Raw genomic sequence first — 22,207 nt, 5'->3', positions numbered from 1 at the left:
CCGGGCGCTGTCGTTTCGGTGCCGACATCCCCTTCATTGGGGTATCCGACACGGGCTGCCAGCCGGTATAAACCGGCCTGTCATTTCGGGAGGATCCATGAACCAAGGTCTCATTGCCGCGTGTGCGGCGGCTGCTCTGCTGTCGCTCGCCGGCTGCGCCACGGAAAGCTCGCGCAGCGTCGCGGTCGAGAAAGTCCAGTCCGCCGCCGCGCCCTTCGCGGGCAAGCGCGTGCCCGTGTCCGTCGGCAAGTTCGACAACCGCTCCAGCTTCATGCGCGGCGTGTTCTCCGATGGCGTCGACCGCCTCGGCAGCCAGGCCAAGACCACGCTGATCGCCCACCTGCAGGATTCGCAGCGCTTCTCGGTGCTCGACCGCGACAACCTCAGCGAGGCCAGCCAGGAGGCCAAGCTGCTCGGCGCGACCCAGACGCTGAAGGGCGCCTCGTTCGTCGTCACCGGCGACATCTCCGAGTTCGGCCGCAAGGAAGTCGGCGACCACCAGCTGTTCGGCCTGCTCGGCCGCGGCAAGACGCAGGTGGCCTACGCGAAGATCACGCTCAACGTGGTCAACATCCTCACCTCCGAGGTCGTCTACTCGGCACGCGGCGCCGGCGAGTACGAGCTGTCGAACCGCGAGGTGCTCGGCTTCGGCGGCACCGCCGGCTACGACGCGACGCTGAACGGCAAGGTGCTGGACCTGGCCATGCGCGAAGCCGTCAACAACCTCGTCGCCGCCAAGGACGCCAACCAATGGGGCTCCTGATGCACGCCCGCACCCCGGTGCGCTGCGCGCTGGCGGCCGCGGGCATCGCGCTGTTCGCCGGTTGCGCGCAGAAGCCGGTGTCGCTCTACATGTGGGAGGACTTCCCGCGCCAGCAATACGACACGCTGCTGCACGCCGGCGTCGGCCCGCAGGAGCAGATCCGCGCGATGGAGGCGCATGCCGAGAAGGCGCGCGGCACCGGCGCCGCGCTGCCGCCCGGCTTCCGCGCCCACCTGGGCATGTTGCAGCTGGATGCCGGCAACGTCGACCGCGCGCGCGAACTCTGGCTGGCCGAGAAGACCACGTTCCCGGAGTCGGCCCAGTACATGGACCGGCTGCTGAAGCGGCTCGAAGCGCCCGCCAAGGCGGGACAGGCCACCAAGACGGAGAAGTCGACATGATGCAGGCCCGCTGGCTGATCCTCCTCGCGGCAGCGTGGCTCGGCGGTTGCGCCACCCAGGCGCCGCCCTACGACTACACCGCGTTCAAGCGCGCCAGGCCGGCTTCGATGCTGGTGCTGCCGCCGATCAACGATTCGCCCGACGTGCAGGCGACGCCGGGCGTGTGGGCCCATGCCACGCGCCCGCTGGCCGAGGCAGGCTACTACGTGCTGCCCGTCGCGCTGGTGGACGAGACCTTCCGCCAGAACGGCGTGACGGTGGCCCACGACGCGCAGGAATTGCCCTACGCCAAGCTGCGCGAGTACTTCGGGGCCGACGCGGCTGTCTACCTGCGGGTCAAGAGCTACGGATCGAGCTACACCGTGCTGGCCAGCGAGGTGCGCGTGGCCGTCGAGGCCCGCATCGTCGACCTGCGCAGCGGCGACCTGCTGTGGCAGGGCAGCGCGATGGCGAGTTCGGCCGAACAGCAGCAACAGGCACAGGGCGGCCTGATCGGCCTGCTGATCGCGGCGGCGGTGAAGCAGGTGATGAACAACGCGACCGATGCGGCGTTGACCTACGCGGTGCTGGCCAACCAGCGCGCGCTGGGTGCGCCGCGCTACAACGGCGTGTTGCCGGGCCCGCGCTCGCCGCAGGCCGGCCAGGTGGCTGCGGCGCCCTGACTTGACGGCGGGCCGTTCCGGGGCAACGATCGGCAGGCGCTGAAGAGGCGCCCCGCGGAGACCCGATCATGATCAAGAAGACCGCGAAGGCCCTGGTCGACGAAGCCATGGCCCGCGTCACCACCTACACCGTCGAGCAGGCACGTGCGATGCACGGCCAGCCCGGCGTGCAGTTCGTCGACGTGCGCGACGTGCGCGAGCTCGAGCGCGAAGGCGTGATCCCCGGGGCGCTGCATGCGCCGCGCGGCATGCTGGAGTTCTGGGTCGACCCCGAATCGCCGTACCACAAGCCCGAGTTCGGCGAGGACAAGGAGTACGTGCTGTTCTGCGCCGCCGGCTGGCGCTCGGCGCTCGCGACGCAGACGTTGATGGACATGGGCATCGGGCACGTCGCCCACATCGACGGCGGCTTCAGCGCGTGGAAGGAGAGCGGCGGGCCGGTGCAGGACAAGCCCAGGCGAAAAACCTAGGGCGCCTTGCGCCCCCGCCGTGCCGCACCCGGCTGCGTGCCCTCCGGCGGACGCGCCATCACCCATTCGTACAAGCCCTGCGCGGCCACCGACAGTCCGCGGTCGCGCCGCCGCACCAGGTACAGCTGGCGCGTCAACCCCGGCCAGGGCAGCGCGCGCGTCACCACCCCCGGCGCCTTGAAGTGGAACAGCGTCAGCCACGGCACGATGCTGACCCCCAGCCCGGCGCGCACCATGCCCATCACGGTGGCCAGCTGGTCCACCTCGAGCACCGCGTTCATCGCCTGCGGGTGCGTCGCCGCGTCCAGGTACTGGCGCACGCTGGACGTGCGCGACAGGTGGATGAACGGCCACGCAGCGACGTCCTTCGGCCGCACGTCGGCGAGCCGCGCCAGCGGGTGCCGCGACGGGCAGACCAGGTGGAAGTCGTCGCTGCAGAAGGCCTCGGCGCGCAGCTCGGGCGTCTCGGCGCGCGTCGCGGCCAGCGCGAAGTCCGCATGCCCGCTGCGCACCAGCTCGATGCAGGGCTCCGACAGCACGTCGGCCACCTGCAGCTCGATGCCCGGGTAGGCGGCGCGGAAGCCGGCCAGCACCCGCGGCAGCCAGCCGGCCGCCAATGACGGCAGCAGCGCGATCGAGACCCGGCCGCGGCGCCGCGCGGCCTGGTCGCGCACGCCGGACAGCGCGGCGTCGAACTCGTCGAGCACGCGGCGCGCCGACAGCTCGAACTCGCGCCCCTCGGCCGTCAGCTCGACCGAGCGCGTGCTGCGGTCGAACAGGCGCAGCCCGAGTGTCTCCTCCAGCCGGCGGATCAGCGCGCTGAACGCCGGCTGCGACAGGTGCGACAGCGCCGCCGCGCGCGAGAAGTTGCGCTGCTCGGCCAGCAGCACGAAGGCGCGCAGCTCGCGCGTCGAGACATTCATTTGCATGACGGATCAACTCATCCGAATTTGCGATTTCCCATATTAATCGGCGCTGCCTACGATGGCCGCATGCAACACGACACCTTGCGCATCGGCTGCGCCGCCGGCTTCTCGGGCGACCGCACCGACGCGGCCGGCCCGGTGGTCGACGCGCTGATTGCCGCCGGCGGCCCGGCCGTGCTGATCTTCGAGACGCTGGCCGAGCGCACGCTGGCGCTGGCCCAGCTGGCGCGCTGCGACGACCCGGATGGCGGCTACGAACCGCTGCTCGACGAGCTGCTGCGGCCGGTGCTGGCGCGTTGCCTCGCGGCCGGCGTGCGCATCGTCAGCAACTTCGGCGCGGCCAACCCGCCGGGCGCCGCACGCCGCATCGCCGCGCTGGCGCGCGAGCTCGGTCTGCGCACGCCGCGCATCGCGGTGGTGGCCGGCGACGACCTGGCCGGCGACACGCACCGCGGGCTGCTGCTCGAGGCGCTGGGCCGCGACGGCGCCGCGCTGCGCGTCGTGTCGGCCAACGCCTACCTCGGCGCCGAGGCGATCGCCGATGCGCTGTCGGCCGGGGCCGAGATCGTCGTCGCCGGGCGCGTCGCCGATCCGTCGCTGACGGTGGGCCCGGCGCTGGCGCATTTCGGCTGGGCGCGCGACGACTGGGACCGCCTTGCACGCGCCACCATGGCCGGCCACCTGCTGGAATGCGGCGCGCAGGTCTGCGGCGGCTACTACGCCGACCCCGGCTACAAGGACGTTCCGGGCCTGGCGCAGCTGGGCTACCCGATCGCCGAGATCGATGCCGACGGCGATTGCGTGATCACCAAGCCGGCCGGCAGCGGCGGCCGCATCGACGAGCACACCGTGAAGGAGCAACTGCTCTACGAGGTGCACGACCCGGCCGCCTACCTGACGCCGGACGTGGTGGCCGACATCTCCGAGGCCTGGGTGCGGCAGCTCGCGCCCGACCGGGTGCGGCTGGGCGGCGTGCGCGGCCATGCGCGGCCGGCGCAGCTGAAGGTGAACGTCTGCCACGAGACCGGCTGGCTGGCCGAAGGCGAGATCTCGTACGCCGGGCCGCGCGCCGAGGCGCGGGCGCGGCTCGCGGCCGGCATCCTGCGCGAGCGCCTGCAGGGCCTGGGCCCGCTGCGTGCCGACCTGATCGGCGTCGGCAGCGTGTTCGGTGACGACGGCGGGACCTGGGCCAGCGGCATGGCCGACCGCGATGCACGCGACGTGCGGCTGCGCGTCGCGCTGCAGCACGCCGAGCGTGGCCAGGCCGAGCGGCTGGCGCGCGAGGTGACCGCGCTGTACACCTGCGGCCCGGCGGGCGGCGGTGGCGTGCGCACCGCCTTGCGCCGGCGCCTGGGCATCGCCAGCTGCAGCGTGCCGCGCGAGCGCGTGCCGGGGCGCTTCGGCTTTCTCGCGGAAGCGGGAGACGGCGCATGAGCCCGCCGGGCCGCCCCAAGGGCGAATACCGCAGTGCGCAGCACGAAGGTACTCCAGTGAGCCCGCCGGGCCGCCCCAAGGGCGAATACCGCAGTGCGCAGCACGAAGGTACTCCAGTGAGCACGGACACCCTCCTCACCGTGCCGCTGTACCGCGCCGCCCATGCGCGCACCGGCGACAAGGGCAACCGCGCCAACATCAGCCTGATCGCCTGGCACCCCGAGCTGTGGCCGCTGCTGGTCGCGCAGGTGGACGAGGCGGCCGTGCGCCGCCAGTTCGCGCACCGCCGGCCGGGCGCCATCGTGCGCCACCTGCTGCCGCGGCTGCATGCGATGAACTTCATGCTCGACGACGTGCTGGACGGCGGCGTCAACGAGGCACTGAACCTGGACGGGCATGGCAAAGCCTTGTCCTTCCTGCTGCTGGAGCTGCCGCTGCAGGTGCCGGCCAGGTTGGCCGCTTGCCTGGCCGGCCCGCCTTTCGATTCGAACAACTGACGGAGACAAGCGATGACGATTTCCTGTTCTTCCCTGCTGCGACGACGGCTGCTGGCCGCCGGCCTCGGTGTTGCGTCGTTCGTCGTGGCGATCGGTGCGGCGCATGCCCAGGCGTGGCCGGCCAAGCCCATCACCTTCGTCGTGCCCTTCGCGGCCGGCAGCGCGACCGACCAGCTGGCGCGCGCGCTCGGCCAGTCGGTCAGCGTCGACACGAAGCAGGCGGTGGTGGTCGACAACAAGGCCGGCGCGAGCGGCATGCTGGCCGCGCAGAACGTCGCGCGCGCGGCGCCCGACGGCTACACCGTGCTGATCACCACCAACACCACGCATGCCGCCAACGAGCACCTGTACAAGAAGCTGCCCTACGACCCGGTGAAGGATTTCGCGCCCGTCACCGCGCTCGGCAAGGGCGGGCAGATCATGGTGGTCAATGCGGCGTCGCCGTACAAGACGGTGGCCGACGTGTTGGCCGCCGCGAAGCAGCAGCCGGGCAAGCTGAGCTTCGGCAGCGGCAGCTCGTCCAGCCGCGTGGCCGGCGAGCTGTTCAAGCAGATGGCGCACGTCGACCTGCTGCACGTGCCGTACAAGAGCAACCCGCTGGCGATCACCGACCTGCTGGGCGGCCAGATCGACCTGATGATCACCGACACCTCCACCGGCGTGCCGCAGGTCAAAGCCGGCAAGCTGCGCGCGCTGGGCGTGTCGACCGCGCAGCGCTCGCCGCTGCTGCCCGAGCTGCCGACCATCGACGAAGCCGGCGTGAAGGGCTACGACATGGGGTACTGGTTCGCGGCCTATGTGCCGGCCGGGACGCCGCCGGCGGTGGTGACGCGCTTGCGCGAGCTGCTCATCAACGGCACGGCCAGTGCCGCGGCGAAGTCGTTCTTCGACGCCAGCGGGTCGGTTGCCTTCACGACCACCCCGGAGGGCCTTGCCAGCTTCCAGGCCGGCGAGACGCAGAAGTGGGGCCGCGTGATCAAGTCCGCCGGCATCGAACCCGAGTAGATCGGGCCCCCCAGTCGCTTCGCTCCTGCCCCCAAGGGGCGCCAACCCTGGGCCCGGCAAAGCCGGATCCCGGGTCGTTGCCGGGTGGGCAGTTTGCTTCTCTGGATCAATCAGGAGACAGACATGAGACATGCCTTCCATGGCCGCTTCAGTGCGGCATGCCTTGCCACGTTCATGGCCGCCTGCGGCGGCGATTCCGGCGGCAGCGCACCGCCACCCGTGGCCGCCACGCCGCAGATGCACCTGAGCATCACCGCCACCGAAGACTTCGCCGGCAGCTACGGCAGCGTCGGCGCGTACGAGAAAGTCAGCGGCACGCTGCGCGGCGAGGTCGACCCGAAGGACGCGCACAACGCCATCATCCAGGACCTGGCCCTCGCGCCGGTGAATGCGCGCGGCATGGTCGAGTACAGCGCCGAGTTCGTGCTGCTCAAGCCCAAGGACATGACGAAGGCGAGCGGCGTGCTGCGCTACGACGCGCCGAACCGCGGCAACATCCTGACCCTGCCCGCGCCGGCGACGACGCCGAGCGATGCGGTGTTCCTGGAGCGCGGCTACGTGCTGCTGTACTCGGCCTGGCAGGGCGACGTGCCCAAGAGCAGCCCGGCGCGGCTGACGCTGAGCGTGCCGGTGGCGCTCAACAAGGACGGCACGTCCATCACCGGCACCTACCGCAGCGAGCTGGTCCCCGCCGCCGCGACGCCGGTGATGACGCTGCCCGGCGGCGTCTTCAACGGCACGATGATCCCGTATGCGCCGACCAGCCTCGACAACACGCTGCCCGGCTACTCGCTGACGCGGCGCCTGAACGACACCGATGCGCGGGTCGCGATCCCGCCGTCGGACTGGAAGTTCGCTGATTGCGACACCTCGGCCAAGCCTTTCCCCGGCACCCCCGACGGCAGCAAGGTCTGCCTGAAGGGCGGCTTCGACCCGGCCTACCTGTACGAGCTGGTCTACGTCGCGAAGGACCCGAAGGTGATGGGCCTGGGCCTGGCCGCGCTGCGCGACACGGTGAGCTTCTTCCGCCGGCAAGCCACCGATGCCGACGGCGTGGCCAACCCGCTGGCCGGGCGCATCACGCATGCGATCGGGCAGGGCACCTCGCAGTCGGGCAATGCGATGAAGACCTTCCTGCACCTGGGCTTCAACCAGGCGCTGGACGGCAGCAAGGTGTTCGACGGCCTGTACGCCCACGTGGCGGCGCGCCAGACCAACGTCAACACGCGCTTCGCGGTGCCGGGCGGCGGTGGTGCGATCCGCACCGACCACACCGCGTTCGGCCAGACCGCGCCGCGCGCGCTCGACAAGGATTACGTCGACCCGATCACCGGCCGCAAGGGCGGCGTGATGACGCGCTGCGCCGCGAGCAACACCTGCCCGAAGTTCTTCCTCGGCCTGTCGGGCACCGAGTTCTGGCAGCTGCAGGGCTCGCCGGTGCTGACCGACGCCTGGGGCTTTGCCGACCTGGTGCAGCCGGGCAACGCGCGCATCTACTACTACGCGGCCACGCAGCATGGCGGGCCGGGCGGTACCGCGAGCATCCTGTATGCGCCGACGAACAGCGTCTATCCGCGCGGCACGGTGGCGCACCACACCGACACCTTCCGCGCGCTGTTCATCGCGCTGGAAGACTGGGTGGTGCACGACACCGCGCCGCCGCCGAGCCAGGTGCCGTCCATCGCGGCCGGCACGCTGGTGCGGCCGGAGCGGGTGGCGTTCCCGGCCATCAAGGGGGTCGCCTGGCCGGTGGCCGGCGTCGCGAGCGCGGTGCCCGATTTCAGCTACCGCGGCTGGTTCAACGGCTACCGCGTGCTGGACTTCGGCCCGCAGTACGTGCCGCAGGACGAGAGCGGCATCGCGACCCAGCTGCCGCCGCTGGCCGGCACCGACTACGCGATCCTGGTGCCGCAGGTGGATGCGGCCACCGGCATGCCGAGCGCCGGCATCCGCGGCATCGAGGTGCAGGCGCCGCTGGGCACCAGCGTCGAGTTCAACTACGTCGCGACGCCGGGCATGGTCGACCTGACGAGCCTGACGGGGAGCTACCTGCCGTTCCACAAGACCGAGGCGGCGCGGCTGGCGGCGGGCGATGCGCGGCCGTCGCTGGAGTCGCTGTATGGCAACCAGGCGGGGTATGTGGGCGCGGTGACGGCGGCGGCGAATGCGCTGGTGGCGCAGCGCTTCCTGTTGCAGCGGGATGCGGACTTGCGGATCCAGCAGGCCGTGGCGACGCCGGTGCTCCCCTGATGGGACGGGTCATCCCGGATTGGCATCCGGGCTACGGAATTCGCGGGGGGACCTGCCGGTCCACTGCTTGAACGCCCTGGCAAAACTCTTCTCGTTGCCGAACCCGACCGCCTGCGCCACCTGCTTGACCGGGCGGTCGGTGCGCAACAGCAGCTCGCTCGCCTGGTCGCGCCGCACCTCGTCCTTCAGCGCCTGCAGCGACACCCCCTCGTCCTTCAGCTGCCGGTGCAGGCTGCGCACCGACAGGTTCAACGCCTGCGCCAGCGCATCGGCCGTGCCATGCCGCGCCGCGTCCTGGCGCAGCAGCTCGCGCACGCGCCGCGCCAACAGCCGGTCGCGCCGGTAGGGCAGCACCGTCAGCGGCAGCGCGCGCTGCAGCATCGCCTGCAGCGCGCGCTCGTCCCGCCGCAAGGGCATCGCCAGGTCCTGCGCATCGAAGCTGAACCCGGCCTGCGCCGCGTCGAAGCGCACGGTGCCCGGGAACAGCACCGGGTAGACCTCGCGGTGCGGCGGCGCCGCGAACGGAAAGCTCGCGTCGCGCAGCGCGATGCGCGAATCGATCGCCCAGCAGGCGAAGCCGTGCAGGTAGCGCAGGCTGGTGACGAGGCAGAACTCGCGCAGCGCGCCGAAGCGCCGGTTCTCGGTGAGGGTCAGCTGCGCGACCGGCCCGCCGGTGTCGAGGTGCAGCAACAGGTCGTCGGTCAGCAGGCGGTGGTGGCGGCACCAGCGCTTCATCGCCACCCCCAGCGTCGGCGCGGTGATCGACGCGCGGCACAGCATGCCGTAGCTGCCCCACGGCAGCCGCCGCGAGAACCAGCCGAGCGCCTCGTCGTCCAGCTCCTGCATCGCGAAACCGCACAGCGCCTCCATCTGCGCCGCGGTGATGCGCCCGTCGGGCCGGCGCAGATCGGCTGGCGTGATTTGTGCCTGATGCAGCGCCGCGCGCGGGTCGGCGCCGTAGCGCTCGTAAGCGAGCACGACGCAGCGGGCGAAGGCCATCGGCGTGGCGGCGGTCCGGGACATGCCGCGAGTCTGGCACGATTTGCAACCTCGGTGGCTGCCGATGGGGCCCGCGGCTGCGTATGCTGTCGAGCCTAGACTTGTGCCGGCGCGGCAAAGACCGCGCACCAGGAGACTCCATGCCCGCCCTCGCGTCCAAGCTCAGCCCCCGCTCGGAAGACTTCAAGGCCAATGCCGCGGCGATGCGTGCGTTGGTCGACGACCTGAACGCGAAGCTGGCGCGCATCGCGCAGGGCGGCGGCGACGGCCCGCGCGCCAAGCACGTGGCACGCGGCAAGCTGCTGCCGCGCGACCGCGTCGAGATGCTGCTCGACCCGGACACGCCCTTCCTCGAAGTGGCGCCGCTCGCCGCGCTGGGGATGTACAACGACGACGCGCCGGGCGCGGGACTGATCGCCGGCATCGGCCGCGTCTCGGGCGTCGACTGCATGGTCGTGTGCAACGACGCGACGGTGAAGGGCGGCACCTACTACCCGATGACGGTCAAGAAGCACCTGCGCGCGCAGGAGATCGCGCAGGCCAACCGGCTGCCGTGCATCTACCTGGTCGACTCCGGCGGCGCCAACCTGCCGAACCAGGACGAGGTGTTCCCCGACCGCGACCACTTCGGACGCATCTTCTTCAACCAGGCGCAGATGAGCGCCCTGGGCATCCCGCAGATCGCCGTCGTGATGGGTTCGTGCACCGCCGGCGGCGCCTACGTGCCGGCGATGAGCGACGAGTCGATCATCGTGAAGAACCAGGGCACGATCTTCCTGGCCGGCCCGCCGCTGGTGAAGGCGGCCATCGGCGAGATCGTCAGCGCCGAAGACCTGGGCGGCGGCGACGTGCACACCCGCCTGTCGGGCGTGGCCGACCACCTGGCGCAGAACGACGCGCATGCGCTGGCGATCGCGCGCACCGCGGTCTCGCACCTGAACTGGCGCAAGGATGCGGCGCTGCGCTGCATCGCGCCGCGCGCGCCGCTGTTCGACGCGGGCGAACTGCACGGCATCATCCCGACCGACACCCGCAAGCCCTTCGACGTGCGCGAGATCATCGCGCGCATCGTCGACGCCAGCGAGTTCGAGGAGTTCAAGGCGCGCTACGGCACCACGCTGGTGACCGGCTTCGCCCACATCGACGGCATGCCGGTGGGCATCATCGCCAACAACGGCGTGCTGTTCTCCGAATCGGCGCAGAAGGGCGCGCACTTCATCGAGCTGTGCTGCCAGCGCAAGGTGCCGCTGGTGTTCCTGCAGAACATCACCGGCTTCATGGTCGGCCGCAAGTACGAGGCCGAAGGCATCGCCAAGCACGGGGCCAAGATGGTGACCGCGGTGTCGACCGCCCAGGTGCCCAAGTTCACCGTGATCATCGGCGGCAGCTTCGGCGCCGGCAACTACGGCATGTGCGGGCGCGCCTTCAACCCGCGGCTGCTGTGGATGTGGCCGAACGCGCGCATCTCGGTGATGGGCGGCGAGCAGGCCGCGAGCGTGCTGGCCACGGTGCGCCGCGACGGCATCGAGGCCAAGGGCGGCAGCTGGAGCGCCGCCGAGGAGGCGGCCTTCAAGCAGCCGGTGCTCGACCAGTTCGAGCAGCAGGCGCACCCCTACTACGCGAGCGCGCGCCTGTGGGACGATGGCGTGATCGACCCGGCCGACACGCGCCGCGTGCTGTCGCTGGCGATCAGCGCGAGCCTGAACGCGCCGATCCCGGACGTGAAGTTCGGCGTGTTCCGGATGTAGAACCATCGAGGAGGGTGAACCTGTGCAATCCCGTTTGATCCGAGGGCTGGCCGGTGCGCTGGCCGCCATGGCCCTGGCCGGATGCGCTTCCGTGACCGGGGGCTCGTCGCAGCCGCTGTTCGTGAAGGTGGAGACGCTGGACGCCATCGCGGTGCCGGCCGCCGACTGCGTGCTGAGCAACGACAAGGGCAGCTGGCAGCTGCGTGCGCCCGGCGACCTGCAGGTCGCCCGCTCGAACCGGCCGATGAAGATCGAGTGCCGGCAGGCCGGCCAGGTGCCGGGCCAGCTGAGCGTCGAATCGAGCACGCGCGCGGCGATGTTCGGCAACATCCTCCTCGGCGGCGTGATCGGTGCCGGCGTCGACTACGCCAACGGCGCCGCCTTCGAATACCCGGGCGTCGCGGTCGTCACGATGGGCCGCACGGCCAGCCTCGACATCATCGCGGTGAAGGGCAGCGGCAACGCCAGCACGTTGAACCCGCGCACCATGCCGGCCTCGACGGCGTTCGCGCCGCTGGACGACGTCGACAAGGTGCCGGTCGGGCCGCGTTCGCGCGCCTTCTACCGCGACTTCCTGACCCGGCCGATGCCGCGTGCCTTTGCGGTCAGCAACGACGGCCAGCACGTCGGCCTGTCCTATACGTGGCAAGGCCGGGAGCCCGGCGCACCGGCCGATCCGAACCTGCGGGCGATGGACTTCTGCCGCCGCGCCTCGAAGGGCGTGCCGTGCCGCCTGTATGCCGTCGACAAGACGGTGGTGTGGGTCGCGCCGGCCGAGGCCGAGAAGGCCCCGGCGACGGCGCTGGCGGCCGTGCCGAAGCCCAACCGCTTCGCCGTGCCGGCCGACAGCCGCTTCGCCAACCTGAACGACGCGGCCTCGGTGCCGGTGCGCGACGACGCGCGCGGCAAGTACCTGCAGTTCCTCACCTTGCCGATGCCGCGCGCGTTTGCCATCGCGGCCGACGGCAGCGCGCGCATGGCGTCCGACAGCGCTTCAGCGATGGCCGACGTGCTGAGCGCCTGCGAACGCGAAGGCACGACCTGCTGGCTCTATGCGGCCGACGACCGCGTGGTCTGGCGCACCGAGCCGGCGCTGCGCGTGAGCCGCGCCGGCCAGCTCGCGGCCGCCGCGCCGGTCGCGGCGGTGCCGCGGGCCGTGCCGGAGACCGAGTGACTGCCATGGCTGCCACACTCGACATCGGGCGTCCTTCGGCCCACGTGGCCACCGTGTGGCTGAACCGCCCCGACGTGCGCAACGCCTTCAACGACGGGGTGATCGCCGAGTTGCGCGACACCTTCGCCGTGCTCGGCGCCGACACCGGCCTGCGCGCGATCGTGCTCGGCGGCCACGGCAAGGCCTTCTGCGCCGGTGCCGACCTGGCGTGGATGCGCGCGATGGCCGACTACAGCTGGGAGCAGAACCGCGCCGATGCGCAGGCGCTGGCCGACATGCTGTGGACGGTCTACAGCTGCCCGGTGCCGGTGGTCGGCCGCATCCACGGCGACTGCTATGCCGGTGGCGTCGGCCTGGCCGCCGTGTGCGACGTGCTGGTCGCGGCCGACGCGGCCGGCTTCTGCCTCAGCGAGGCGAAGCTCGGCCTGCTGCCCGGCACCATCAGCCCCTACGTGATCCGCGCGCTGGGCGAGCAGGCCTCGCGGCGTTACATGGTGACGGCCGAGCGCTTCACGGCCACGCAGGCGCAGGCGCTCGGCTTCGTGCACGAGGTGTGCGCGGCCGGCGCGCTGGACGCCAAGGTCGACGAGATCGTCGCCGCGCTGGTGGCGAACGGGCCGATGGCGGCGCGCGCCTGCAAGCGGCTGGTGCAGGACATCGCCGGCCAGCCGATCAGCGCGGCGCTGCGCGAGGACACCGCACGCCGCATCGCCGACATCCGCGCCAGCGACGAAGGCCGCGAGGGCGTGCAGGCCTTCCTGGGCAAGCGCAAGCCGTCGTGGCTGGAACCGGGTTGACGCCGCGATGAACCTCGACACGCCGCAACTGCTCGCGATCGCGGCCGCGCTCGGCTGGGCCAGCGGGCTGCGCCTGTACGCGGTGCTGTTCCTGACCGGCGCCGCCGGCGCGCTCGGCTGGGTCGAGCTGCCGCACGGGCTGCACCTGCTGCAGCACCCGCTGATGCTGGGCGCGAGCGGGCTGATGCTGTGCGTCGAGTTCTTCGCCGACAAGATCCCCGGCGTCGACAGCCTGTGGGACGTGCTGCACACCGTGCTGCGCATCCCGGCCGGCGCGGCGCTGGCGGCCGCGGTGTTCGGTGCCGACCAGGCCACCTGGGCGACCATCGCGGCGGTCCTGGGCGGCGGCCTCGCCGCCACCAGCCACGTCGCGAAGGCCACCACGCGGGCGGCGGTCAACACCTCGCCCGAGCCGTTCTCCAACATCGGGCTGTCGCTGCTGGGCGACGGGCTGGTGCCGGCGGTGCTGTGGCTGTCGTGGACGCATCCGCTGGTGCTGGCCGGGTTCCTGGTGCTGGCGCTCATGGTGTCGGCGACGCTGGTGTGGGTGCTGGCGAAGTTCCTGCGGCAGCTGGTGCGCCGCTTTTCTTCAACGTCGCACGGCGCACCCGGCGCTGCCAGGGAGAGATCTTGAAAGCACGCTGGACATCGGCCTCGGCCGTCGCAGGTTTCGCCGCCGCGCTGTGCCTGGCGCTGTCGGCCGGCCGGGCCGGCGCACAGGCCCCGGACGAGGCGGCCGTGCTGAAGGACCTGCGCGAAGAGACGCAGTTCATCGGCGTCACCGTGAGCGACCTGTACGGCAAGCAGCAGACGCGGCAGATCCCGGTGATGATCTTCCGCCCGCCGGGCGACGGGCCGTTTCCGCTGGTCATCATGAACCACGGCCGCGCAACGGCCGAGAAGCGGTCGGCGCAGGGCCGCCAGCGCTACGAATGGCTGTCGCGCTACCTCGTCGGCAAGGGCTTCGCGGTGCTGTTGCCCACCCGCGTGGGCTATGCCGACACCTACGGCGACTTCGACCCGGAGGACACCGGCAATTGCCAATCCCGGCGTCCCGGACCGATGTCCGCCGCGGTGGCCGACCAGGTGGTCGCGACGCTGGCGTTCGCGAAGACGCTGCCCTACATCGACACCTCGCGCTGGCTGGTGATGGGCCAGTCGGCGGGCGGCCTGACGGCGGTGTCCACCGTGTCGCGCCATCCGCCCGGCCTGGTGGGCGCGATCAACTTCTCGGGCGGCAGCGGCGGCGATCCGGACAACCGTCCGCGCAACCCCTGCAGCCCGCAGCAGATCGAGGCGCTGTGGAAGGAGCAGGCCCGCGGCGCCAAGGCGCCGATGCTGTGGCTGTACTGGGAGAACGACCTCTATTGGGGCCCGGACGTGCCGCGCCGCTGGCACGAGGCCTTTGTCGCCGGCGGCGGCCAGGCCGAGTTCCACCAGTTGGCCGCGGCCGGACAGAACGGTCACGGCGCGGTGAACTTCGACCTGGACCACTGGGTGCCGTATGCCGAGGCCTTTCTCGCGAAGCTGGGTTTCGACAAGCCGGGCGTGATCGCGCGCCCGCCGGCCTCGTCGTTCGCCGCCATCGACGACGTCGACAAGGTGCCGGTCAGCGCCGCCACGCGCGAGAACCACTACCGCAAGTTCCTCGCGTCGAAGCTGCCGCGCGCCTACGCGGTCGGGCCCAGGGGCGCGGCGGGCACCGCCAGCGGCGACTGGGCGATCGGCCGGGCGCTCGGCTTCTGCCAGCGCAAGGGCGAGCCGTGCAAGCTGTACGCCGTCGACAACGACGTGGTGTGGACGCCCTGAATCCGGAGACAAGCATGTTCACCAAGATCCTGATCGCCAACCGCGGCGAAATCGCCTGCCGCGTTGCCGCCACCGCGCGCAAGCTCGGCATCCGCACGGTCGCCGTGTACTCCGACGCCGACGCCGATGCCAAGCACGTGCAGGCCTGCGACGAGGCGGTGCACATCGGCGGCGCCGCGCCGAAAGACAGCTACCTGCGCGGCGAACGCATCATCGAGGCGGCGCGTGCCACCGGCGCGCAGGCGGTCCACCCCGGCTATGGGTTCCTGAGCGAGAACGAGGACTTCGCGCAGGCCTGCGCCGATGCCGGCCTGGTCTTCATCGGCCCGCCGCCGTCGGCCATCCAGGCGATGGGGCTGAAGGCCGAATCGAAGCGGCTGATGGCCGAGGCCGGCGTGCCGCTGGTGCCCGGCTACCACGGCGCCGACCAGGACCCGGCGCTGCTGCAGCGCGAGGCCGACCGCATCGGCTACCCGGTGCTGATCAAGGCCAGCGCCGGCGGCGGCGGCAAGGGCATGCGCGCTGTCGCGTCGTCGGCCGAATTCCAGGACGCGCTGGCTTCGTGCAAGCGCGAGGCGATCAACAGCTTCGGCGACGATGCGGTGCTGGTCGAGCGCTACGTGACGCGGCCGCGCCACATCGAGATCCAGGTGTTCGCCGACGCGCACGGGCAGTGCGTCTACCTGTTCGAGCGCGACTGCTCGGTGCAGCGGCGTCACCAGAAGGTGCTCGAGGAGGCCCCGGCGCCCGGCATCAGCGAGGTGCGCCGGCGTGAGATGGGCCGCGCGGCGGTGGCCGCGGCGCAGGCGGTGGGCTACGTCGGCGCCGGCACGGTGGAGTTCATCGCCGAGCCGACGGCCGAGGGCAACCTGCGCTTCTACTTCATGGAGATGAACACGCGGCTGCAGGTGGAGCACCCGGTGACCGAGGCCATCACCGGGCTCGACCTGGTGGAGTGGCAGCTGCGCGTGGCGGCCGGCCAGCCGCTGCCGCTGGCGCAGGACGAACTGCGCATGCGCGGCCATGCGATCGAGGCGCGCATCTGCGCCGAGAACCCCGATGCGCAGTTCCTGCCGGCCACCGGCACGCTGCAGGTCTACCGCACGCCGGCCGCGGCGGCGAGCTTCGAGCGCGCCGACGTGCGGCTGGATGCCGGCGTGCGCGAGGGCGACGCGATCGCGCCCTACTACGACTCGATGATCGCCAAGCTGATCGTCTGGGGCGCCGACCGTGCGCAGGCGCTGGCGCGGCTGGACGCGGCGCTGGCGCAGACGCACATCGTCGGGCTGCACACCAATGTCGCCTTCCTGCGCCGCGTGGTCGCGAGCCGCTCGTTCGCGACGGCCGACCTCGACACCGCGCTGATCGAGCGCGAGCGGGCGGTGCTGTTCAACGCGCCGCCGCTGCCGGTGGAATGCGTGGCCGCCGGCATCGTCGCGCACGCGCTGGCGGCGGAGCAGGCCTTGCAGACCGGCGACCCGTGGTCACGGCGCGACGGCTGGCGGCTGCACGGCAGCGCGCAGCGGCGCTTCGACATCGAGCTGCAGGGCACGCACCACATCGTGACGCTGGAGCGCAGCCACCGCGGCGCGATGGCGCTGGCGATCGGGGATCGGCGCTTCGCGTTCTCGGCGCAGGCGCTGGCGCCGGACCGCCACGCCGTCGTGGTCGGCGAGCGGCGCTGGGTGCTGTCGGTGTATGCGCACGGCGAGCGCTTCGCGGTGTTCGCGCCGGATGGGTCGGCCACGGCGAGCGAGGTCGACCTGCTGGCGCATGCCGGCGACGGGGCGGCCGAAGGCGGGCGCCTGACCGCGCCGATGCCGGGCAAGGTGGTGGCCTTCCTGGCGAAGGCGGGCGACGTGGTCAAGCAAGGCCAGCCGCTGGCGGTGCTGGAGGCGATGAAGATGGAGCACACCATCACCGCGCCGCGCGACGGCACGGTGCAGGAGTTGCTGTATGCCGCAGGCGATCAGGTCGGCGAAGGCGGCGAGCTTCTCAAGCTTTCGTAGCCCGGATGCCAATCCGGGTTCTCGGCCACGCACACCCGGATTGGCATCCGGGCTACGGGCGGGCCGTGCGCAGCCAGGTCGAAGGCTTGCGCCAGCTGGTGGTGGTGTCTTCCGCCGGGCTCAATTCGGCCGGCTGCGTGATGCCGAAGCCGCTGGTGTCGCGCGCCCAGGCCAGGTCCTGCTTGGCTGCGCCGCGCGTCTTCGGGGCCGCCGCGGCCACCGGTGCGGCCGGCCGCTGCGCCGCGCGCGGCTTGTCGGAGCGGGCCTTCGCGAATTCCTTCGCCAGCGCCATCAGCTCGGGGTTGCCCGAGGCCTGGCAGACGAACAGGATCTCGCGCGCTTCCTGCGGCTGCTTCAGCATCGTCTCGACGTCGATGCCTTCGCCGAGCATGTGCTTCAGGCCGAAATGGATTCGGGTGGCGATGCGCAGTTCGGCGGGTGTGGACACAGCAAGCTCCGGTGAGTTCAGGTATCTTCGACAGCCCCTGTGCCACCCGCCATCCCCAGACAAAGGGGGGTGGCCTCCAGGCGCAGCCCCAATCGAGACTTAAGTCATGATTCCAAGCCATGTCACGCTGGTCGATGTCAGTCCACGCGATGGATTGCAGAACGAAGCGAAGCAGGTCGACGCCGCGCACAAGATCGAGCTGGTGCACCGCCTGCAGGCGGCCGGCCTGCGCGAGATCGAGGTCACCAGCTTCGTCAGCCCCAGATGGGTGCCGCAGATGGCCGACAACGCCGAGGTGATGGCCGGGCTGCAGCGCCGGCCCGGCGTGCGCTATTCGGTGCTGACGCCCAACCTGAAGGGCTTCGAGGCGGCGCTCGCGACCCGGCCGGACGAGATCGTCGTGTTCGGCGCGGCCAGCGAGGCCTTCAGCCAGCGCAACATCAACTGCAGCATCGAAGAGAGCATCGAGCGCTTCCGCCCGGTGGCCGAGGCGGCGCATGCCCACGGCATCAAGGTGCGCGGCGCGATCTCGTGCGCGCTCGGCTGCCCTTACCAGGGCGAGGTCACGCCCGACGAGGTCGAGCGCGTCGTGCGGCTGATGCGGGGCATCGGCGTCGACCACTGCGGCGTGGCCGACACCATCGGCGTCGGCACGCCGAAGCGCGTGCAGGCCGCGATGGAACGCGCGCTGCGCCACTACCCGCTGGTCGAGGTGAGCGGGCATTTCCACGACACCTACGGCCAGGCGCTGTCCAACATCTACGCCTGCCTCGAGATGGGGGTGCACACCTTCGACGCCAGCGCGGCCGGGTTGGGCGGCTGCCCGTATGCGAAGGGCGCGACCGGCAACGTCGCGACGGAAGACGTGCTGTTCATGCTGAACGGGCTGGGCATCGACACCGGCATCGACATCGATGCGCTGGTGGACGCCGGTAACTACATCTCGCAGGTGCTGGGGCGCGCGCCGGTGTCGCGCGCGGGCAAGGCCTTGCTGGCCAAGCGGGCGGCGGCACTGGAGGCGAAGGCATGAGCGATGCGACGGTGATGCAGGAATTGCCGGACGGTTTCCGGCACGTCAGCGCGGTGCTGCAGGGGCTGGGCCACCCGCATGCGCCGGTGCTGCTCGACGTGCACGCGCGCACTGCGCAGGAAGCGGCCGATGCACTGGGCGTGCAGCTGGGGCAGATCGCCAAGAGCGTGATCTTCCGGCGCCGCGCCGACGACGTCGCGGTGCTGGTGGTGACCTCGGGCGACCGGCGCGTCGACGAGAAGAAGGTGGCGGCGCTGGCCGGGCCGCTGGGGCGGGCCGATGCGGATTTCGTGAAGGCGCGCACCGGCTTCACGATCGGCGGGGTGTCGCCGGTCGGGCATGCGAACGCGCCGGTCACGCTGATCGACCGCGAGCTGCTGCGCTTCGACGAGATCTGGGCCGCGGCCGGGCACCCGAAGGGCGTGTTCCGACTCAGCCCGGCGCAATTGCAGGCGCTGACGCAGGCGCCCGTGGCAGACGTCACGTAATGGAGGCCGGGCGGCACCGACCAAGGGGCTGCACCACTGCGACACGCCGCGCCATGAACTCCTCCTCACGCACCGACCGCCGCTCGTTCCTGTCTGCCGCCGCGCTTGTGGCGCTGTGGCCTGCGGGCGCCTTGCGCGCCGCCGAGCCGCGCGGCCACAGCCTCGCCGGCACCACGATCGAAGGCCGACCGTACGCGCTGGCGCAGGACGCCGGCAAGGCCGTCCTGGTGTTCTTCTGGTCCACCGAATGCGCGGTGTGCCGCGACAAGATGCCCGAGCTGCGCGCCAACTACGAGGCCTGGCGCGACAAGCCGTTCCAGCTGGTGGCGGTGAGCCTGGACCGCAGCCGGCAGGCGCTGCGCGAGTACATCGCGATCCTGGACCGCGTGGTGCCGATGGAGCAGCAGTTCCCGATGCTGTGGCGCGCCGATGCGGCGCAGCGCGACGATTTCGGCGCGATCGCGCAGCCGCCCACCTCGTTCATCCTCGACCGGCAGCACCGCGAGGTGAAGCAGGTGCACGGCCGCATCGATGCCGCGCTGTGGGACGACATTGCCGAGCTGGTGCTGAGCTGATGGCCGAGCCGCTGCCCGTCGCGAGCCCCTGCATCGACGTCTGCCGGATGGACGCCGGCAGCGGGCTGTGCGCGGGCTGCTGGCGCACGATCGACGAGATCGCCGGCTGGTCGCGCATGGACGACGATGCGAAGCGCGCGGTGTGGCATGCGATCGGGTTGCGGCAGGCCGATGACACGCATTGGGACGCGCCGCCGGCGCATCGGGAGCAAACGCGATGAAGCAGTTGCGGTTCTGGTTCGACGTGATCTCGCCCTATGCGTACCTGGCGTTCGAGCGCCTGCCGCAGGTGCTGGAAGGCCACAGCGTCGACGTGCGCTACCAGCCGGTGCTGTTCGCCGGGCTGTTGTCGCACTGGGGCCAGAAGGGGCCGGCCGAGATCGCACCGAAGCGCGACTGGACCTACCGCCAGGTGGCCTGGCTGGCGCATCGGCTGGCGGTGCCGCTGCAGCTGCCGGCGCAGCATCCATTCAACCCGCTGGCGCTGCTGCGCCTGGGCATGGCCTGCAGCGGGCCGCTGGACACGCCCGGCCGCTGGGTGTGCGAGCAGCTGCTGCACCACGTGTGGCGCGGTGGGGCAGATGCCACCGACCCGGCAAGGTTCGCCGAACTGGTGCAGCGGCTGCAGCCGGCACGCGACCCCCATGGCGACGAGGCCAAGGCGGCGTTGAAGGACGCGACCCTGCACGCCGCATCGCTGGGCGTGTTCGGCGTGCCGACGGTCGAGATCGACGGGCGGCTGTTCTGGGGCCTGGACGGCCTGGAGCTGCTGCGCGGCTACCTGGATGGCGATGCCTGGTTCGACGGGCCTGAGTGGGACGAGGCGGCGCGGCAGCCGCTGGGCATTCAGCGAAAGCCCTAGGTCGGGTACACCCTCGTTTCCCGCGATGAGAAACGATTTGTCAGGGTTGCCACCAAGTTTGTCAGCGGGCGTTCAGCTTCGCGTCAGGGATGGGTCAGAGGCGCTCGTGAAGATGCAGCACATCCCGCCGTTCGGCAGGGAGCTTGACGACGACAAGGAGACTTTCAATGGCAACTGCAGTGGCCAAGCCCGCGCGCAATCCCGCCGCGCCGATGACGGGGGAGGAGCGCAAGGTCATCTTCGCTTCCAGCCTCGGCACCGTGTTCGAGTGGTACGACTTCTACCTGTACGGCACCCTGGCTGCCATCATCGGCAAGCAGTTCTTCTCCAACCTCGACCCGGCATCGCAGGTCATCTTCTCGCTGCTCGCGTTCGCGGCCGGCTTCATCGTGCGCCCGTTCGGCGCGCTGGTGTTCGGCCGGCTGGGCGACATGATCGGGCGCAAGTACACCTTCCTGGTGACGATCCTGATCATGGGCCTGTCGACCTTCATCGTCGGCGTGCTGCCCACCTATGCGTCGATCGGCGTCGCCGCACCGGTGATCCTGATCGGCCTGCGCCTGCTGCAGGGCCTGGCACTCGGCGGCGAGTACGGTGGTGCCGCCACCTACGTGGCCGAGCATGCGCCGCACGGCAAGCGCGGTGCGTTCACCTCGTGGATCCAGACCACCGCGACGCTGGGCCTGTTCCTGTCGTTGCTGGTGATCCTGGGCACCCGCACCTGGATCGGTGAAGAGGCGTTTGCCGACTGGGGCTGGCGCATTCCGTTCCTGGTCTCCATCCTGCTGCTCGCCGTCAGCGTGTGGATCCGCCTGTCGATGAACGAGTCGCCGGCCTTCAAGAAGATGAAGGAAGAGGGCAAGACCTCGAAGGCGCCGCTGACCGAGTCGTTCGGCCAGTGGAAGAACCTGAAGATCGTGATCCTGGCGCTGGTCGGGCTGACGATGGGCCAGGCGGTGGTCTGGTATACCGGCCAGTTCTACGCGCTGTTCTTCCTGACCGGTGCGCTGAAGGTGGACGGGGCCACGGCCAACGTGCTGATCGCCGCCGCGCTGCTGATCGGCACGCCGTTCTTCATCGTGTTCGGCTCGCTGTCGGACAAGATCGGCCGCAAGCCCATCATCATGGCCGGCTGCCTGATCGCGGCGCTCACCTACTTCCCGCTGTTCAAGGCGCTGACCGAGACCGCCAACCCGGAACTCGCGGCAGCCCAGAAGAGCGCCAAGGTCACGGTGACGGCCGATCCGTCGGAGTGCTCGTTCCAGTTCAACCCGACCGGCGTGGCCAAGTTCACCAGCTCGTGCGACATCGCCAAGCAGGTGCTGGCGGCGGGCTCGGTGAGCTATGACAACGTGGCCGGCAGCGGCCCGGCGAAGATCTCGATCGGCGACAAGACGATCGAGTCGTACACCGCCAAGGGCCTGCCCGCGGACGAGGTCAAGGCCAAGGATGCGGCGTTCAAGAAGGAGGTCGCGGGAGCCCTGAAGGAACACGGCTACCCGGCCAAGGCCAAGCCGATCTCGTTCATGAGCGGCCAGTGGTGGACGCTGGTGGCCATCCTGTCGGTGCTGGTGATCTACGTGACGATGGTCTACGGCCCGATCGCGGCGATGCTGGTCGAGATGTTCCCGACGCGCATCCGCTACACCTCGATGAGCCTGCCGTACCACATCGGCAACGGCTGGTTCGGCGGCCTGCTGCCGGCGACGGGGCTGGCGATCGTGGCGCAGACCGGCAACATGTACAACGGCCTGTGGTACCCGATCGTGTTCGCATCGATCACCTTCGTGGTGGGGATGCTGTTCGTCAAGGAGACCAAGGACGTGGACATCTACGCGAGCGACTGATCAGCCCCCCAGT

At 70.9% G+C, this 22,207-nt stretch carries 23 protein-coding genes; 20 read left to right on the top strand and 3 right to left on the bottom strand.

Going from position 1 to position 22,207, the window contains the following annotated elements:
- Positions 1-97: 97 nt before the first annotated feature.
- The 4 genes from AC1DYN_RS00440 (at position 98) to AC1DYN_RS00425 (ending at position 2,296) form a co-directional block, all read left to right on the top strand.
- Positions 98-763, top strand: a complete 666-nt coding sequence (locus AC1DYN_RS00440; protein ID WP_477957108.1) for a CsgG/HfaB family protein — start codon at positions 98-100, stop codon at positions 761-763.
- Positions 763-1,164 carry a DUF4810 domain-containing protein gene (locus AC1DYN_RS00435; RefSeq protein ID WP_477957107.1) on the top strand — a complete coding sequence of 134 codons (402 nt, stop codon included), beginning with the start codon at positions 763-765 and terminating at the stop codon, positions 1,162-1,164. Before AC1DYN_RS00440 ends, AC1DYN_RS00435 begins: the two co-directional genes overlap by 1 nt.
- Positions 1,161-1,826, top strand: coding sequence for a DUF799 domain-containing protein (locus AC1DYN_RS00430; protein WP_477957106.1), 666 nt, complete (start codon positions 1,161-1,163; stop codon positions 1,824-1,826). The genes AC1DYN_RS00435 and AC1DYN_RS00430 overlap by 4 nt, the downstream gene beginning before the upstream one ends.
- A gap of 65 nt (positions 1,827-1,891) precedes the next feature.
- Positions 1,892-2,296, top strand: coding sequence for a rhodanese-like domain-containing protein (locus AC1DYN_RS00425; protein WP_477957172.1), 405 nt, complete (start codon positions 1,892-1,894; stop codon positions 2,294-2,296).
- On the opposite strand, the gene AC1DYN_RS00420 is transcribed toward AC1DYN_RS00425, so the two are convergent.
- Positions 2,293-3,219: a LysR family transcriptional regulator gene (locus tag AC1DYN_RS00420; RefSeq protein ID WP_477957171.1), complete on the bottom strand. Its 927-nt coding sequence runs from the start codon at positions 3,217-3,219 to the stop codon at positions 2,293-2,295. The genes AC1DYN_RS00425 and AC1DYN_RS00420 overlap by 4 nt on opposite strands.
- 69 nt (positions 3,220-3,288) lie before the next feature.
- Here AC1DYN_RS00420 and AC1DYN_RS00415 point away from each other — a divergent pair, with 69 nt between their 5' ends.
- From AC1DYN_RS00415 to AC1DYN_RS00400, 4 genes are all read left to right on the top strand, one after another.
- Entirely contained in the window at positions 3,289-4,656 is a 1,368-nt protein-coding gene (locus tag AC1DYN_RS00415) for an acyclic terpene utilization AtuA family protein (protein WP_477957105.1), read from the top strand.
- Between the two features lie 116 nt (positions 4,657-4,772).
- On the top strand, positions 4,773-5,153 hold the full coding sequence (locus tag AC1DYN_RS00410; protein WP_477957170.1) for an AtuA-related protein: 381 nt from the start codon (positions 4,773-4,775) through the stop codon (positions 5,151-5,153).
- A gap of 12 nt (positions 5,154-5,165) precedes the next feature.
- The gene (locus AC1DYN_RS00405; RefSeq protein ID WP_477957104.1) at positions 5,166-6,158 is read left to right on the top strand and encodes a Bug family tripartite tricarboxylate transporter substrate binding protein; all 993 of its coding nucleotides are present in this window, start codon (positions 5,166-5,168) and stop codon (positions 6,156-6,158) included.
- Between the two features lie 174 nt (positions 6,159-6,332).
- Positions 6,333-8,408, top strand: a complete 2,076-nt coding sequence (locus AC1DYN_RS00400; RefSeq protein ID WP_477957169.1) for an alpha/beta hydrolase domain-containing protein — start codon at positions 6,333-6,335, stop codon at positions 8,406-8,408.
- Between the two features lie 9 nt (positions 8,409-8,417).
- On the opposite strand, the gene AC1DYN_RS00395 is transcribed toward AC1DYN_RS00400, so the two are convergent.
- Complete coding sequence (locus AC1DYN_RS00395; protein ID WP_477957103.1) at positions 8,418-9,431, bottom strand: AraC family transcriptional regulator; 1,014 nt, start codon at positions 9,429-9,431, stop codon at positions 8,418-8,420.
- 116 nt (positions 9,432-9,547) lie between these two features.
- Between AC1DYN_RS00395 and AC1DYN_RS00390 the strand changes: the two genes are divergently transcribed.
- Genes AC1DYN_RS00390 through AC1DYN_RS00365 form a run of 6 tightly spaced genes read left to right on the top strand, consistent with a single transcriptional unit; the run spans position 9,548 to position 16,944 of the window.
- Positions 9,548-11,155: a carboxyl transferase domain-containing protein gene (locus AC1DYN_RS00390; RefSeq protein WP_477957102.1), complete on the top strand. Its 1,608-nt coding sequence runs from the start codon at positions 9,548-9,550 to the stop codon at positions 11,153-11,155.
- A 22-nt stretch (positions 11,156-11,177) separates the two neighbouring features.
- Positions 11,178-12,329, top strand: a complete 1,152-nt coding sequence (locus tag AC1DYN_RS00385; RefSeq protein WP_477957101.1) for a hypothetical protein — start codon at positions 11,178-11,180, stop codon at positions 12,327-12,329.
- 5 nt (positions 12,330-12,334) lie between these two features.
- A complete protein-coding gene (locus AC1DYN_RS00380) occupies positions 12,335-13,126 on the top strand; it encodes an enoyl-CoA hydratase/isomerase family protein (RefSeq protein ID WP_477957100.1) in 792 nt (263 codons plus the stop codon).
- A gap of 7 nt (positions 13,127-13,133) precedes the next feature.
- Complete coding sequence (locus AC1DYN_RS00375) at positions 13,134-13,760, top strand: DUF4126 domain-containing protein (protein ID WP_477957099.1); 627 nt, start codon at positions 13,134-13,136, stop codon at positions 13,758-13,760.
- Positions 13,757-14,935, top strand: coding sequence for a dienelactone hydrolase family protein (locus tag AC1DYN_RS00370; RefSeq protein ID WP_477957098.1), 1,179 nt, complete (start codon positions 13,757-13,759; stop codon positions 14,933-14,935). The genes AC1DYN_RS00375 and AC1DYN_RS00370 overlap by 4 nt, the downstream gene beginning before the upstream one ends.
- Positions 14,936-14,949: 14 nt before the next feature.
- On the top strand, positions 14,950-16,944 hold the full coding sequence (locus AC1DYN_RS00365; protein WP_477957097.1) for an acetyl/propionyl/methylcrotonyl-CoA carboxylase subunit alpha: 1,995 nt from the start codon (positions 14,950-14,952) through the stop codon (positions 16,942-16,944).
- 52 nt (positions 16,945-16,996) lie between these two features.
- Here AC1DYN_RS00365 and AC1DYN_RS00360 read toward each other — a convergent pair whose 3' ends face one another.
- On the bottom strand, positions 16,997-17,392 hold the full coding sequence (locus tag AC1DYN_RS00360; RefSeq protein ID WP_477957096.1) for a hypothetical protein: 396 nt from the start codon (positions 17,390-17,392) through the stop codon (positions 16,997-16,999).
- Positions 17,393-17,498: 106 nt separating this feature from the next.
- Here AC1DYN_RS00360 and AC1DYN_RS00355 point away from each other — a divergent pair, with 106 nt between their 5' ends.
- The 6 genes from AC1DYN_RS00355 (at position 17,499) to AC1DYN_RS00330 (ending at position 22,194) form a co-directional block, all read left to right on the top strand.
- Positions 17,499-18,422 carry a hydroxymethylglutaryl-CoA lyase gene (locus AC1DYN_RS00355; protein ID WP_477957095.1) on the top strand — a complete coding sequence of 308 codons (924 nt, stop codon included), beginning with the start codon at positions 17,499-17,501 and terminating at the stop codon, positions 18,420-18,422.
- Positions 18,419-18,910, top strand: a complete 492-nt coding sequence (locus tag AC1DYN_RS00350; protein WP_477957094.1) for a YbaK/EbsC family protein — start codon at positions 18,419-18,421, stop codon at positions 18,908-18,910. Before AC1DYN_RS00355 ends, AC1DYN_RS00350 begins: the two co-directional genes overlap by 4 nt.
- Before the next feature lie 53 nt (positions 18,911-18,963).
- Positions 18,964-19,485: a TlpA family protein disulfide reductase gene (locus tag AC1DYN_RS00345; protein WP_477957093.1), complete on the top strand. Its 522-nt coding sequence runs from the start codon at positions 18,964-18,966 to the stop codon at positions 19,483-19,485.
- Positions 19,485-19,706: a DUF1289 domain-containing protein gene (locus tag AC1DYN_RS00340; RefSeq protein WP_477957092.1), complete on the top strand. Its 222-nt coding sequence runs from the start codon at positions 19,485-19,487 to the stop codon at positions 19,704-19,706. The genes AC1DYN_RS00345 and AC1DYN_RS00340 overlap by 1 nt, the downstream gene beginning before the upstream one ends.
- Positions 19,703-20,347 carry a 2-hydroxychromene-2-carboxylate isomerase gene (locus AC1DYN_RS00335; protein ID WP_477957091.1) on the top strand — a complete coding sequence of 215 codons (645 nt, stop codon included), beginning with the start codon at positions 19,703-19,705 and terminating at the stop codon, positions 20,345-20,347. The genes AC1DYN_RS00340 and AC1DYN_RS00335 overlap by 4 nt, the downstream gene beginning before the upstream one ends.
- Before the next feature lie 167 nt (positions 20,348-20,514).
- On the top strand, positions 20,515-22,194 hold the full coding sequence (locus tag AC1DYN_RS00330; protein WP_477957090.1) for an MFS transporter: 1,680 nt from the start codon (positions 20,515-20,517) through the stop codon (positions 22,192-22,194).
- Positions 22,195-22,207: the final 13 nt, after the last annotated feature.

The sequence above is a fragment of the Rhizobacter sp. P2_D12 genome, from assembly GCF_056404395.1.
The sequence above is the reverse complement of the archived record's forward strand: the minus strand, read 5'-3'. Positions and strand labels throughout refer to the sequence as shown.